Here is a 13,562-nt window from a genome sequence, read left to right as displayed (position 1 = left end):
AGCTGCAAGCTACAAGCTGTCCGCGCACGGCTCTGCTTCTGCTTTTACTTGCAGCTTGCAGCTTAAAACTCGCAGCTTTCCCGCTAGGGGGCGTAGTAATAGCCGCGGCTGCGCAACGCCACGATTCGCGGTCTGCCGTCGGCATGGGGCCCGATCTTTTTGCGCAGGTTGCTGACGTGCATGTCCAGGCTGCGGTCGTAGAGGGTCAGCTTGCGGCCTAGCGCCAGTTGCGCGAGTTCCTGCTTTTCCAGCGGCTCGCCGGGTTGGCCGAGCAAGGCTTCGAGCAGGCGCGCTTCAGACACGGTCAGGGTGAATTCCTGGTCGTCGATGGTGACTACGCCCCGGGCCGGGCTGAAGCACAGGTCGCCCAGCTCGATCTGGCTAGACACCGCCGTCGGGTGACTGCGGCGCAACACGGCGCGCAGGCGGGCGGTGAGCTCACGGGGATCGCAGGGCTTGGCCAGGTAATCGTCGGCACCGAGTTCCAGACCGAGGATGCGGTCCAGCGGCTCGCCGCGGGCCGAGAGCATCAGCACAGGAAGGTCGGGGTGATCGGTGCGCAATTGCTTGAGCAACTCCAGACCGCTGCCATCGGGCAGCATCACGTCCAGCACCACGGCGGCAGGGGAGGATTCGGCGAGCGCCTTGCGGGCGCTCTGGCCATCGTGGCAAGCGTGCACCACGAAGCCTTCCTGGCTCAACCAACTGCTCAGGAGCTCGCACAGCTCCTGGTCATCATCAATAAGTAACAGCTCGCTCATGACTCACTCAATTTAGCCATTGCCGACGCTGTCTACGCCAGCCGCTGGCAAAGATACCGCACAGCAGGGCGATCATTGCAACGCCGCCCCCTGTGACGAACCATTGTTGTTGCTCGGTCAGTACGCGCGCAGGCATGACCGACTGCGCTTCTTTGAGCTGCAGTTTAAGCCTTTGGTTCTCCTGACGCAGACGTCCGACCAGAATACTTTCACGTTCAGTGTCGGCATTCTGCAATTGAAGGGTCAACGCTTCCCGTTGTTTTTCGCTGTCGGCCAGACGCTGACGCAGGTCGGTCAGCTGACTCGCTGTGCTGGGCAAGGGCAGCGTCTGGCTGACGGCATCGTTCGTATCGTCGGCGCGAATCTCGACGCTGATCGCTGAAACGGTCAGCGCGACCGCCAGTACACACCATTGACGTGGACGCATCTGAACTCCTGATTGTTCGGGCGGCACCTGATGACTGCGCCGGTTTTATTGGGCGTTTGGCAGGCTATCGGCATCGGGATGCGAATAATGAGCAACAGGAGTGAAGGCGGGAGGCGGGTGGCGAGGTATGTGCTTCTGCCGAATGGTCGGCTGGCTCGGGCATTTGATTCTGGCCGAAGGGTGTATGAACGCGACCGGGCATCCAAGAGCGGCCCGGTCGTAAAGCGAGGTTAAGGCAGGACTTGCTTGAACGGCTTGACGACGACGTGGTCGTAAACACCCGCCTTGATGTACGGATCAGCATCGGCCCAGGCCTGTGCGGCGCTGAGGGAGGCGAACTCGGCGACGATCAGGCTGCCGGTGAAACCCGCAGCGCCGGGATCGTTGCTGTCGACCGCAGGCAGCGGCCCTGCCAGCACGATGCGGCCTTCGTTTTTCAGCGCGGTCAGGCGCTCCAGATGCGCAGGGCGCGCTTCAATGCGTTTTTCCAGCGAGTTGGCGACGTCCGTTGCGACGATGGCGTAGAGCATGTCAGTCCTCTGTCTTTTTTGTGGAAGGCTGGGTCGATGGGTCGGCATCGTGAAGATGACGGGCCAGGTAGATGCCCTGGCCGATCAGGAACAGCAGGGTCATGCCTAGGCTGCCGAAGACTTTGAAGTCGACCCAGAAATCCTGGTACGTGAACGCGACGTACAAATTCGCAGCGCCGCAGAACAGAAAGAACACGATCCACGCGATGTTCAGTTTGATCCAGACTGACTGAGGCAAGGTCAGCGCGTGTCCCATGATCCGCTGGATCAGCAGGCGGTCGCCGATGAAGTGGCTGCCCGCGAAGACCAGCGCGAAGATCCAGTTGACCACCGGGGCCTTCCATTTAAGGAAGGTCTCGCTGTGAAAGGCGAGGGTCAGGCTGCCGAACACCAGGCACCCGGCGAGGGTCAGCCATTGGCTCTTCTCAAGCTTGCCTTGCTGGATGTAGAGGATGCCGTAGACGACGATGGAGCTGGCGATCAGCACGGCGGTGGCGCTGAAAATCCCGCCGACCATGATGCTGTGGCCAAGGATATCGACGGCTTGGGGACTGATTTTGTAGACGATGAAAAACAGGATAAGCGGGATGAAATCGATGAATTGTTTCACAGTAAGAGCCAGAAGCTGGATGTGGCGGCATAATAACAAACATCAATGACTGCGAAAGCGCCCCTATGAATGTCGACCTGCACTGCCACAGTACCGCTTCCGACGGCGCCCTAGCGCCTGCGGCACTCGTCGCCCGTGCCCATGAGAACGGCGTCCGGGTGCTCGCGCTGACCGATCACGACACCATCGAAGGCCTCGAAGAAGCCCGCACGGCGGCGCGTGCACTCGATATGCAGTTGATCAACGGCATCGAGCTGTCCTGCACTTGGGGCGGTGCCACCATCCATATTCTCGGGTACGGCTTTAATGTCGATGCCCGGCCTTTGCTCGACGCTATTGAGCAATTGCACACTGGCCGCTGGTTGCGCGCTGAAGAAATCAGTCGCAAATTGGCGATGAAAGGTATGCCCGGCGCGCTGGAAGGTGCCCGTGCGGTGCAGCAAGCACTGGGTGACAGCGGCAATGCACCGGCCCGTCCGCATTTTGCCGACTTTCTGGTCAATGAAGGTTTCGTGAAGGATCGCGCCGAAGCGTTCCGCAAATGGCTGGGCGCTGGCAAGCTGGGCGACGTCAAACAGCACTGGCCCACTCTCGAAGACACCGTCGCGACGTTGCGCGCAGCGGGCGCGTGGGTCAGTCTGGCGCACCCGTGGCATTACGACTTTACCCGCAGCAAGCGTCGCAAACTGGTCGCCGATTTCATCCAGGCTGGCGGTCATGCGATAGAAGTGGTCAACGGCCTGCAACCCGCCGAACAGGTGGGCAGCCTGGCCATTCTGGCCCGTGAATTCGGTCTGCTGGTCAGCGCCGGCAGTGATTTTCATGCGCCTGGCGCCTGGTCCGAGATAGGCGTCTACCGCCCGTTGCCGGAGGATCTGCCGCCACTATGGGGACGATTCAAACATGACCAGCCTACTGCCGTCTGAACAGGAAGATACCGTGAGTCAATTTTTCCAGGTCCACCCGGAAAACCCGCAACCGCGCCTGATCAAACAGGCCGTGGAAATCATTCGGGCTGGCGGGCTGGTGGTGTATCCGACCGATTCGTCCTACGCGCTGGGTTGCCAGATGGGCGACAAAGGCGCGCTGGACCGCATTCGACGCCTGCGCAATCTGGACGACAAGCACAATTTCACCCTGATGTGCTGCGACCTGTCGCAACTGGGGCTCTTCGCCAAGGTGGACACCGCTGCGTTCCGGCTGCTGAAAGCCCACACCCCCGGCCCGTACACGTTCATCCTCGGCGCGACCCGCGAAGTGCCGCGCCTGTTGCTGCACCCCAAGCGCCGCACCATCGGCCTGCGCGTGCCGCAGCACCCCATTGCGCAGGCGCTGTTGCAGGAGCTCAACGAGCCGTTGATGAGCGTCAGCCTGATCATGCCGGGTGAAGACCTGCCCATGAGCGATCCCTACGAGATGCGCCAAGTCCTCGAACACCACGTCGATCTGATCATCGACGGCGGCGAGGGCGGCATTTCGGCGTCCACGGTCATCAACCTGTCCGAAGACGAGCCGCAAGTCGTGCGTGTGGGCTGTGGCGATCCGACGCCATTCGAGGTCGAAGTCGAGTGACCGACGCCCAGACGCTGGACCCGCAGGCCGACGCCCAGCAGGAGCTGCCGTTTGCGATGGTCTATGGGCAAGCGGTCACGCAGATGCCGCTCGACCTCTATATTCCCCCTGATGCGCTGGAAGTCTTTCTCGAAGCCTTCGAAGGCCCGCTGGACCTGCTGCTGTACCTGATCCGCAAACAGAACATCAACATCCTCGACATTCCCGTGGCCGAAATCACTCGGCAGTACATGGGTTACGTGGAGCTGATGAAAACCGTGCGCCTCGAATTAGCGGCTGAATATTTGGTGATGGCCGCGATGCTGGCCGAAATCAAATCGCGCATGCTCCTGCCGCGCTCGGAAACCGCCGAAGAGGAAGAGGACGACCCTCGCGCCGAGCTGATCCGACGCTTGCAGGAGTACGAACGTTTCAAGGCCGCCGCTGAAGGCATCGACACGCTGAGCCGGGTCGGTCGCGACGTAGTGGTGCCCAAGCTCGACGCCCCTGAAGCCCGCGCCCGTAAACTGTTGCCGGACGTGGCGCTGGAAGAATTGCTGGTGTCCATGGCCGACGTGCTACGTCGCGGCGACATGTTCGAAAGCCATCAGGTCAGCCGCGAAGCCCTGTCTACCCGGGAGCGCATGAGCGATGTGCTGGAACGTCTGAAAGGCGCCGGATTCGTGCCGTTTGCCGAGTTGTTCACGGCAGAGGAGGGGCGTCTGGGTGTGGTCGTGACGTTTATGGCGGTGCTGGAGCTGGTCAAGGAGCAACTGGTCGAGCTGGTGCAGAACGAACCGTTCGCTGTCATTCATGTGCGGGCGCGAGCCGAATAAAGAGCAAGAGCTGATCGATGAACCTGAACGAACCCCGCGACCTTGCGCCATTGCTTGAGGCGTTTCTGCTGGCCTCCGGTAAGCCGCAATCCGTGGAGCGGCTGTACGAGCTGTTCGAAGAGAGCGAGCGTCCGGAGCCTGCGGTGTTCAAGAAGGCGCTGACGCTGTTGAACAAATCCTGCGACAACCGGGCCTTCGAACTGAAGGAAGTCGCCTCGGGCTATCGCCTGCAAATCCGCGAAAAGTTCGCGCCGTGGGTGGGCCGTTTGTGGGAAGAGCGCCCGCAGCGTTATTCCCGCGCCTTGCTCGAAACCCTGGCGTTGATCGCCTACCGCCAGCCGATCACCCGGGGCGAAATCGAGGACGTGCGGGGCGTGGCGGTCAACAGCAACATCGTCAAAACCCTGCTGGAGCGCGAGTGGATCAGGATCGTCGGGTATCGCGACGTGCCGGGTAAACCGGCGATGTTCGCCACGACCAAAGCGTTTCTCGATCACTTCAACCTGAAGAATCTCGACGAACTGCCGCCTCTGGCCGACCTGCGGGAAATGGAAGCCGAGCCGATCCTCGACTTCGACGACGCCCCGGTCCCGGCGCACTTGCAGGCGTTGGCCGACGCCAGCCTGGAACCGGACCCTGACGCCGAACCGGAAGCACCGAGAGACGAAACCAGTTTCCGCAGCCTGCTGGCCGAACTGGACACCATGGAAACCGGCCTGAAAATTGACTTCGACGATTTATGGGTCGATGAGCCGGATAAAGGGTCTGAATGGGAAGAAGAGCCGCAGGATGAAGACGAGCCTCGCTGACGACTTAATCTTGTAGCGGCGGGCAAGCGCGCTTCTATGCCGATTTGGCGGCGTAAGGCCCACCCAAAAGTGCGAGTGAATGATGTCCGATTGTAGGAGCCGGCTTGCTGGCGAATGCGGTAGGGCTGTGCGGCATTTTTCGTCTGATACGCCGCTTTCGCCAGCAAGCCGGCTCCTACAGGCTTGAGTCAATCAGGACCCCCCATGAGCACCAAAGACCCCTGCATCAGCATTTGTAAATTCGACGACGACATCTGCATCGGCTGCGGGCGCAGCAAGCGCGAGATCAAGTCGTGGAAAAAGATGGACAAGGACGAGAAACGCTCGGTCCTTGCCGAATCGGCCTCGCGCCTGAAAACGCTCAAATCCTCCGGTCGGCGGAAAAAGAAATGAGCCGACGGATTTCATCTACTCTCTGATGCGCAACGCGCGCCATGAGCGTATAATTCGCGACCTTTTGGCGATCCCTACTCGCCGAAGCGTTTTCAGTTTCCGCCCCGCGCTTCTGTTCAGGAGCAGGGCAACAGGCCGTGCCCACTCGCGCACGCCCTGATTCGACACACCGGGAGGTGCCCAGATGAGTGAACAAGACAAGCAGGACAAAGAGATCGGCCCAGCAGGCGAAAAGCTGCAAAAGGTGCTGGCGCGCATTGGCGTGGGCTCGCGCCGTGACGTCGAATCCTGGATCGGCGAAGGCCGCATCAAGGTCAACGGCGTACAGGCCAGTCTCGGTCAGCGCGTCGATCTGCACGACGCCATCACCGTCGACGGCCGCGTGATCAAACGCGAAGAAGCTGCCGAAACGGTCCGCCGCGTCATCATGTACAACAAGCCCGACGGCGAAATCTGCACCCGTGACGACCCGGAAGGCCGTCCGACCGTGTTCGACCGCCTGCCGCGCCCGAAAGAAGGCCGCTGGATCAACATCGGTCGTCTCGACATCAACACCACCGGTCTGCTGATGTTCACCACTGACGGTGAGCTGGCCAACCGCCTGATGCACCCGTCCTTCGAAATGGACCGCGAGTACGCCGTGCGCGTCCGTGGAGAAGTCGATGACGACATGCTGCTGCGTCTGAAGAACGGCGTGATCCTCGAAGACGGCCCGGCCCGTTTCACCGACATCCAGCAAGCGCCGGGCGGTGAAGGCTTCAACCACTGGTATCACTGCGTGGTGATGGAAGGCCGCAACCGTGAAGTGCGTCGACTGTGGGAATCCCAGGGCTTGGTGGTCAGCCGCCTGAAGCGCGTGCGTTTTGGTCCGGTGTTCCTGAACTCTGACTTGCCGATGGGCCGCTGGCGCGAAATGAGTCAGCAGGAAGTCGACATTCTCAGCGCCGAAGTTGGCCTGAAACCCGTCGCCATGCCGCAAATGACCGCGAAGACCAAGGACAAGCTGGAGCGTTTGCAGCGCCAGTCTTCGCGTCCATTGGGCAAAGGCGAGCGCGTGCGTCAGTTGCGTCCGGCCAAGGATGCTGCACCGGTTGAGCGTGCACCTCGCGAGCCACGTGTGGCGGACGGCGAACGTCCAGCGCGCAAGCCTGCCGAAAGCGGTCGTCCGGCCCGCACGCCGCGTCCGGCCGCAGGCGGTCGTGGTGACAGCCGTGGCGACAGCAGCCGTGGCACGCCAGTCGCGGAACGTCCGAGCGAGATGAACAAGCGCCCGGCCAAACCGAAGACCTCGCGTCCCGGCATCAAGCTGGTCGACGACGACAAGACCCCATCGGGCAAGCGTCGCGGCGCCCCGGCCGGTGCAGGTCAGCGTCCAGGCTTCGGTCGCCGCAAGCCTGAGTGATCGTGGCTTGAAGTAAAAAACGCCAGTCCCTGTGACTGGCGTTTTTTTTTGCGGCCCGTTTGTCGTTCCCTGCTCAACCGAGTTCTCCCGGCGCGCGCGGTTTACCTGTGGGAGCGAATTCATTCGCGAAAGATCGTTCGGTCAATAGACATGCATCGGCTGTACTGCCCTCTCGCGAATGAATTCGCCCCCGCAGGGAATGGGCATTTCAACCCCATACCTGATAGGACGCACTGCTTTTTGACGGCCACCTGCGCGGTTGAGGGTGTACAATGCCGCGCGTTTTTTCTGTGATTCATCGGCGTATGTACGCCAGCCAATTCGGGGTTTACCCACTCCGTTTCATTCCGCCGCGTCATGAGCGCGTCGGGTTCGATTCCGTCACAGACAAGAACAACAAGGTGACTATTCAATGAGTAAAAACATGTCCCATTCGGGAGATTTGAAGCGTGGTCTCAAAAACCGCCATATCCAGCTGATTGCCTTGGGCGGTGCCATCGGCACTGGCCTGTTCCTGGGATCGGCCGGGGTGCTCAAGTCGGCGGGTCCGTCGATGATTCTCGGCTATGCCCTGTGCGGCTTCATCGCCTTCATGATCATGCGTCAACTGGGCGAAATGATCGTCGAAGAGCCGGTCGCCGGTTCGTTCAGCCATTTCGCACACACTTACTGGGGCGGTTTCGCGGGCTTTCTGTCCGGCTGGAACTGCTGGGTGCTGTACATCCTCGTCGGTATGTCCGAGCTGACCGCCGTCGGCAAATACGTGCAGTACTGGTGGCCGGAAATTCCGTCCTGGGCCTCGGCGGCCGTGTTCTTCGTGATGATCAACGTCATCAACCTGGCCAACGTCAAAGTGTTCGGTGAGGCCGAATTCTGGTTCGCGATCATCAAGGTCGTGGCCATTCTGGGCATGATCGCCCTGGGCAGCTACATGCTGGTGAGCGGCAGCGGCGGCCCTCATGCATCGGTGAGCAACCTCTGGGAACACGGCGGCTTCTTCCCCAACGGTGTCAGCGGTCTGGTGATGGCGCTGGCGTTCATCATGTTCTCGTTCGGCGGCCTGGAAATGCTTGGCTTTACCGCCGCTGAGGCCGATCAGCCGAAGGTCATCATCCCGAAAGCGATCAATCAGGTGATCTACCGCATCCTGATTTTCTACATCGGTTCGCTGGTCGTGCTGTTGTCGCTGACCCCGTGGGATGCGTTGCTCGTGGACCTGAACGCGTCTGGCGATGCCTACAGCGGCAGCCCATTCGTGCACGTGTTCTCGATGCTGGGCAGCAACACGGCGGCGCACATTCTCAACTTCGTGGTGCTGACCGCCGCACTGTCGGTGTACAACAGCGGCACCTACTGCAACGCACGGATGCTGTTCGGCATGGCCGAGCAGGGCGATGCGCCGCGTTCGCTGGCCAAGGTCGACGGCCGGGGCGTACCGGTGCGGGCGATTCTGGTGTCGGCTGCGGTGACGGTGATCGCCGTGCTGCTCAACTACCTGATCCCGCAGAATGCGCTGGAGTTGCTGATGTCGCTGGTGGTCGCGACGCTGGTGATCAACTGGGCAATGATCAGTTACTCGCACCTCAAGTTCCGTCAGCACATGGCGCGCAAGGGCCTGCAACCGCTGTTCAAGGCGCTGTGGTATCCGTACGGTAACTATGTGTGCCTGGCGTTCGTGGTGCTGATCCTTGGGATCATGCTGATGATTCCGGGGATTCAGGTCTCGGTGTATGCGATTCCGGTGTGGCTGGTGGCGATGTGGGTGTTCTACCTCATCAAGAACAAACGCCACGCCGAAGCCGAATCGATGGCTCAAAGGACGTCGATCATTAAGTAGCTGACGGCGGTGCACTGATTTCAGTACGCCGCTGAACCCTGTAGGAGCGAATTCATTCGCGAGACTTAGGCACAGACGACATGGATGCATCGGCTGTACGATCCTCTCGCGAATGAGTTCGCTCCCACAGTCGCAACATGAATCTCTAGCCAGGCATCCTATGCTGATCATCTCGAACAACGTTCACCTGCCCGACAGCGAGGTCGAATTGACGGCCATTCGCGCACAGGGTGCGGGCGGGCAGAACGTCAACAAGGTGTCCAGCGCGGTGCACCTGCGGTTCGACATCAACGCGTCGTCATTGCCGCCGTTCTACAAGGAGCGGCTGCTGGCCCTGCGTGACAGTCGAATCACCGCCGACGGCGTCGTCATCATCAAGGCTCAGCAATACCGGACGCAGGAACAGAACCGTGCCGACGCCCTGGAGCGGTTGAGCGAGCTGATTGTCAGCGCAGGAAAGGTCGAGAAGAAGCGCCGCCCGACCAAGCCGACACTGGGGTCGAAAACCCGTCGCCTGGAATCCAAATCCAAACGCGGGTCGATCAAAGCGGGGCGGGGGAAGGTCGACTTTTAGCCGTTTGCTCGTGATCTGAACGCGGTCTGCTGTTGATTCTGGCCGAAGGCCGTAGGAGCAAGCTTGCTCGCGATCTGGTGCGAAGCGCCAGCAGATCGGGTGATCTCGGGGATTCCTGACACTCCTACGCGAGAGGGTTTCAGGGCTGTTCCTACGCCTTCGCCAGCAAGCCGGCTCCTACAAGTCGGTGGCCTTGTTCCGCATCACCTTGGCCTGCTTGTACAGGTACATGCTCAACCCCAACCCGCCCAGCGACGCCATCGCCGCGAACAGAAAAATCGACGCGAAGCCAAAGCCCGACGCCACGGCGCCAGCGACCGGTCCGGTGATGCCCAGCGACAGGTCGATGAACAGCGAATAAGCCCCAACCGCCGCGCCTCGGCTGGAAGCGGGCACCAGATTCACGGCCTCTACCCCTAGAGCCGGGAACACCAGCGAGAAACCAAACCCTGTCAGCGCGGCACCGGCCAACGCCAGATTAGGGTTTGGCGCCAGCCACAGCAGTAACAAACCCAGGGCTTCAACCGACAGGCAGGCAATCGCCACGCGAAATCCACCAATGCGGTTGATCATGTTGCCAAACAGCAGCCGCGCCCCGATGAAACAGGCGCCGAACAGGCTCAGGCACAACACCGCGTTCGGCCAAGTGTGGCTGGCGTAATACAGGGTAATGAAGGTCGCGATGGTGCCGAAGCCGATCGAGCCCAGCGCCAGGCCGGTGCCGTGGGGCAACACCCGACCCAGCACGTGCAGGAATGGCATCCGCTCGCCGTGCACGATGGGTGCCGGTGTCTTCTTCCAGGCCAGCGCAATGCCGAGCGCGGCCAGCAATATGATGCTGACGCCCATGCTCCACAGTCCCAGCGCGTTGACCATCAACACGCCCAGCGGGGCGCCGATGGCCAGCGCGCCGTAGCTGGCAATGCCGTTCCAGGAAATCACTTTGGCAGTGTTCGCCGCGCCCACACGGCCGATGCCCCAGCCGATGGAACCCGAACCGACCAGACTTTCGGCGCTGCCCAGCACCAGACGGCCTACGAACAGGCTGATCAAGCTCACCATTGGCCACGCATCGAGCCAACCCGCCAGCAACATGAACACGCCGCTCAGGCCGCAGCCGAACAGGCCGATGATCACGGCTTTCTTGGGGCCTTTGTTATCAATGATGCGCCCGGCGTAGGGACGGCTGAGCAAGGTCGCGAGGTACTGGACACTGATCACCAGACCGGCCGTCACCGCGCCAAAGCCCAAATCCGTGTGCACGTAGCCCGGCAGCACGGCCAGCGGAATACCGATGTTCAGGTAACCGATAAAGGTGAACAAAACGATGGAAACGACCTGCAAGGTGACTTTGATAGGACGTTGTGTTTCGGCGCTTGAAGCGTCTGGCATGGGGCTAGATCCACGGTTACGACTGGGGAAGTGCAGCGGGGGCAGAAACTGGATGAAGCGTAGACGCTTGAAAGCCAAGCGATGCCACATGATAACGAGGGTTTCCCGTTCAGGGCAGTCGAAGGTTGACGCTGCGCTGAATCAAGCGCGAATTTTGCAGTGCCGATGCTTGGGATTATTTGTCGGCAGGTGTCACAAGCTGAGTCGTGATCAAGGCAGCGAGGGCGTTTTCCTGGGTGCCGAAGCGCGCCAGCAAAGCCTGCTGTTTTTCCGGGGTGAGGCGTGCCCAGATTTCGATCATCTTCTCGGCGGCGCCGATGAGGGCCTGAGCCTGGGGGTCTTTGAATTCAGTCATGGGTTCTGGTCTCGGAGCATTCAGCCCTTATGGAAGTACGCCTGGAAGACGCTCTTGCATAGGGGCTGAACATTCAACCCTTAGCGTTGGCCTTGGGCTTTCTTGCTATCACTCTGTTTCGCACCGGCTTTCATCTCGATCGGCTGACCGAGTTCCTGACGGGCTGCTGCGCTTTGCTGGGTTTGGCTTGGGAAGGGGAAGTTTGGGATTTCATGCATCGTCTGTCGCTCCTCACAAGTTGCTGTGTTCAGTCCGTAGGAGGCGTTGTGGGCCCATCTGCGAACTGCCCTGAGCTGCCGATCAGGCAGCGCGTCCAAAAAACGCAAACGGAGGATACCCCACAACAAATGACAAACAGACTTTTAATTGATGGCCGTTGGTCATGTAGTGGCGATGCGAGGCTACAACCAAAATCATCAGGCGCCCCTGAGCCCCGTAGGAGTACGCCTACCCGCGATCGCGATCTTTCTGTGCTACATCGGCTGGCTGAAGAATTGCCGTCGCGGGCAAGCGCGCCTGCCAAAGCAGGCAATTGCGGCGATCAGAGAAGTCCGGCCTGTCATCATCCCCTAAGCAACACCCCGCGAATATCCTGGAATACACCCGAGGTCAGGCACCGGTCGAACCCCACCTGATACAGTCCCCACACCTGCTCGGCGCGCAACGAAGGCAACGCTAGGTAGCGCTCGTCACGGGCCCGCTCGCGAAGCGCCGCTACTTCGGAAAAGCTGTCGACGTACTCTCCGGCCAACGCATCGCGTAACAGTTGGGTATGCAGGTTGCACAACCCCAGCACAGCAAAAAAGGTGGAGGGATGTTCAAGAGCATAAATCTGTGCGAGCGCGTTCAGGGCAGCCTTGGACACCGAATAGCTCAACATCCCTGCGCGCATTCTCACCCCGGCAATTGACGCCGAGAACACGCATTGTGCAATTCCGTGCTCTTTGAGCAACAGATCGAGCAACACCTTATTGGCCAAAAGGTTCAGGTTCAGTACGTCGACGAACTCATCTCGTAGGACTTCGGTGGCCGGACGAGGCGGAGGGCCGAATCGTCCGGCGTTTAGAAACACGAGATCGAATTCGATTCGTCCATGCCCCTCAAGCATGCTGCACACAAGCAACTCTACCGAGCGTAGCTGACTCAAGTCGACGGCTGCCCAATGAAACCGTTCATGGGCCTGCAACCCCTCTGGCGCAGTGCGCGAGCAGCCGAAGACTCTGAAACCTTCACTGAGAAGTTTTTCCGCCATTGCCTTACCAAAGCCCTGGCTGACCCCAGTTACGAATGCGGTCTTCATCTCAGAACTTGCCACTGGCATAACCACCATCCACTGACAGAATGTGCCCTGTGACGTAAGAGGACTGTTCGCTGAGCAACCACAGCACTGCGTTAGCAACCTCATCGGCTCGGCCAAAGCGTTTCATGGAGGTGACGTCGATTTTGCGTTGGGTGTTGCGCGGCGACGCCAGCAGGCGTTCCTGGGTATTCATGCCGCCTAGAATCGGGCCAGGTGCCACGGCGTTTACCCGAATACAACCGCCGTCCGCAAAGCGGGCATTTTCGATAGATGCCACTTGGGTCATGGTGTTAATCGCCTGCTTGCTGACTGAATAGGCCACTTGCCCGGCCAGCGGCAACACCCCGGCGCTGGACGAGGTATTGACGATGGCACCGTGTCGCCCTTGGGCCTGCATCAGCCGCAATTCCTGTTTCATGCAGTTGTACGTGCCGCTGATGTTAATCGCCATGACCCTATCCCAGTCTTGAGCGCATGACTCGACTACCTCGGCATGGCGCGCCGTCACCCCGGCATTGTTGAACGCACAATCGAGCAGTCCGTAGCGCCGGTCGATAGTTTGGAATACGTCCTCGACCTGCGCCGCGTCTGCTACGTCGCAAGGCACGAACAAGCACCGCTCGCCCAGGCGCTGTGCTACCTCCTGGCCCTTGGACGCATCGCGCCCTAGAACAATCAGTTGTGCGCCCGCATCGATCAGCCGTTCGCTGACCCGAAGGCCTATCCCGCTTGTGCCGCCCGTGACCAGGCACACTTTCCCTGTGAAGTCGTACATCGAAAAATCC

At 60.4% G+C, this 13,562-nt stretch carries 17 protein-coding genes; 8 read left to right on the top strand and 9 right to left on the bottom strand.

Features of this window, described 5'->3' with window-relative positions; all coding sequences use genetic code 11:
• Positions 1-83 precede the first annotated feature (83 nt).
• The 4 genes from AAEO81_RS23515 to AAEO81_RS23500 form a co-directional block, all read right to left on the bottom strand.
• A complete protein-coding gene (locus AAEO81_RS23515) occupies positions 84-761 on the bottom strand; it encodes a response regulator transcription factor (protein ID WP_166593326.1) in 678 nt (225 codons plus the stop codon).
• A gap of 7 nt (positions 762-768) precedes the next feature.
• The gene (locus AAEO81_RS23510) at positions 769-1,188 is read right to left on the bottom strand and encodes a translation initiation factor 2 (RefSeq protein ID WP_341959444.1); all 420 of its coding nucleotides are present in this window, start codon (positions 1,186-1,188) and stop codon (positions 769-771) included.
• A 230-nt stretch (positions 1,189-1,418) separates the two neighbouring features.
• Positions 1,419-1,718 carry a YciI family protein gene (locus AAEO81_RS23505; RefSeq protein WP_341959443.1) on the bottom strand — a complete coding sequence of 100 codons (300 nt, stop codon included), beginning with the start codon at positions 1,716-1,718 and terminating at the stop codon, positions 1,419-1,421.
• Position 1,719: 1 nt separating this feature from the next.
• Positions 1,720-2,328, bottom strand: coding sequence for a septation protein A (locus AAEO81_RS23500; RefSeq protein ID WP_341959442.1), 609 nt, complete (start codon positions 2,326-2,328; stop codon positions 1,720-1,722).
• Between the two features lie 65 nt (positions 2,329-2,393).
• Between AAEO81_RS23500 and AAEO81_RS23495 the strand changes: the two genes are divergently transcribed.
• The 8 genes from AAEO81_RS23495 to arfB all read left to right on the top strand — a co-directional run bounded on the left by AAEO81_RS23495 (position 2,394) and on the right by arfB (position 9,730).
• Positions 2,394-3,254, top strand: coding sequence for a PHP domain-containing protein (locus AAEO81_RS23495; RefSeq protein ID WP_341959441.1), 861 nt, complete (start codon positions 2,394-2,396; stop codon positions 3,252-3,254).
• 13 nt (positions 3,255-3,267) lie between these two features.
• Positions 3,268-3,900 carry an L-threonylcarbamoyladenylate synthase gene (locus tag AAEO81_RS23490; RefSeq protein ID WP_166593321.1) on the top strand — a complete coding sequence of 211 codons (633 nt, stop codon included), beginning with the start codon at positions 3,268-3,270 and terminating at the stop codon, positions 3,898-3,900.
• Positions 3,901-4,016: 116 nt separating this feature from the next.
• The gene (locus AAEO81_RS23485; protein ID WP_178115694.1) at positions 4,017-4,715 is read left to right on the top strand and encodes a ScpA family protein; all 699 of its coding nucleotides are present in this window, start codon (positions 4,017-4,019) and stop codon (positions 4,713-4,715) included.
• A 17-nt stretch (positions 4,716-4,732) separates the two neighbouring features.
• Entirely contained in the window at positions 4,733-5,524 is a 792-nt protein-coding gene (gene scpB, locus AAEO81_RS23480) for an SMC-Scp complex subunit ScpB (protein ID WP_341959440.1), read from the top strand.
• Positions 5,525-5,728: 204 nt separating this feature from the next.
• The gene (locus AAEO81_RS23475; protein WP_341959439.1) at positions 5,729-5,917 is read left to right on the top strand and encodes a DUF1289 domain-containing protein; all 189 of its coding nucleotides are present in this window, start codon (positions 5,729-5,731) and stop codon (positions 5,915-5,917) included.
• 184 nt (positions 5,918-6,101) lie between these two features.
• Positions 6,102-7,319, top strand: coding sequence for a 23S rRNA pseudouridine(2605) synthase RluB (rluB, locus tag AAEO81_RS23470; protein WP_341959438.1), 1,218 nt, complete (start codon positions 6,102-6,104; stop codon positions 7,317-7,319).
• 412 nt (positions 7,320-7,731) lie between these two features.
• Complete coding sequence (locus tag AAEO81_RS23465) at positions 7,732-9,156, top strand: amino acid permease (RefSeq protein WP_341959437.1); 1,425 nt, start codon at positions 7,732-7,734, stop codon at positions 9,154-9,156.
• A 160-nt stretch (positions 9,157-9,316) separates the two neighbouring features.
• Complete coding sequence (gene arfB, locus AAEO81_RS23460; protein WP_341959436.1) at positions 9,317-9,730, top strand: alternative ribosome rescue aminoacyl-tRNA hydrolase ArfB; 414 nt, start codon at positions 9,317-9,319, stop codon at positions 9,728-9,730.
• 177 nt (positions 9,731-9,907) lie between these two features.
• On the opposite strand, the gene AAEO81_RS23455 is transcribed toward arfB, so the two are convergent.
• From AAEO81_RS23455 to AAEO81_RS23435, 5 genes are all read right to left on the bottom strand, one after another.
• On the bottom strand, positions 9,908-11,122 hold the full coding sequence (locus AAEO81_RS23455; RefSeq protein ID WP_341959435.1) for an MFS transporter: 1,215 nt from the start codon (positions 11,120-11,122) through the stop codon (positions 9,908-9,910).
• 175 nt (positions 11,123-11,297) lie between these two features.
• Complete coding sequence (locus AAEO81_RS23450; RefSeq protein WP_166593313.1) at positions 11,298-11,477, bottom strand: hypothetical protein; 180 nt, start codon at positions 11,475-11,477, stop codon at positions 11,298-11,300.
• 80 nt (positions 11,478-11,557) lie between these two features.
• Positions 11,558-11,695, bottom strand: a complete 138-nt coding sequence (locus AAEO81_RS23445) for a hypothetical protein (RefSeq protein WP_341959434.1) — start codon at positions 11,693-11,695, stop codon at positions 11,558-11,560.
• Between the two features lie 344 nt (positions 11,696-12,039).
• Positions 12,040-12,777 (bottom strand): SDR family NAD(P)-dependent oxidoreductase, encoded by a 738-nt coding sequence (locus tag AAEO81_RS23440; RefSeq protein WP_341959433.1) that lies wholly within the window; start codon positions 12,775-12,777, stop codon positions 12,040-12,042.
• 1 nt (position 12,778) lies between these two features.
• On the bottom strand, positions 12,779-13,552 hold the full coding sequence (locus tag AAEO81_RS23435) for an SDR family NAD(P)-dependent oxidoreductase (protein WP_341959432.1): 774 nt from the start codon (positions 13,550-13,552) through the stop codon (positions 12,779-12,781).
• Between the last annotated feature and the right edge of the window lie 10 nt (positions 13,553-13,562).

Source organism: Pseudomonas sp. RC10, assembly GCF_038397775.1.
GTDB classification, from domain to species: domain Bacteria; phylum Pseudomonadota; class Gammaproteobacteria; order Pseudomonadales; family Pseudomonadaceae; genus Aquipseudomonas; species Aquipseudomonas bambusae.
Note: the sequence above shows the minus strand (reverse complement) of the source record. Positions and strands in the feature narration are given on the sequence as shown.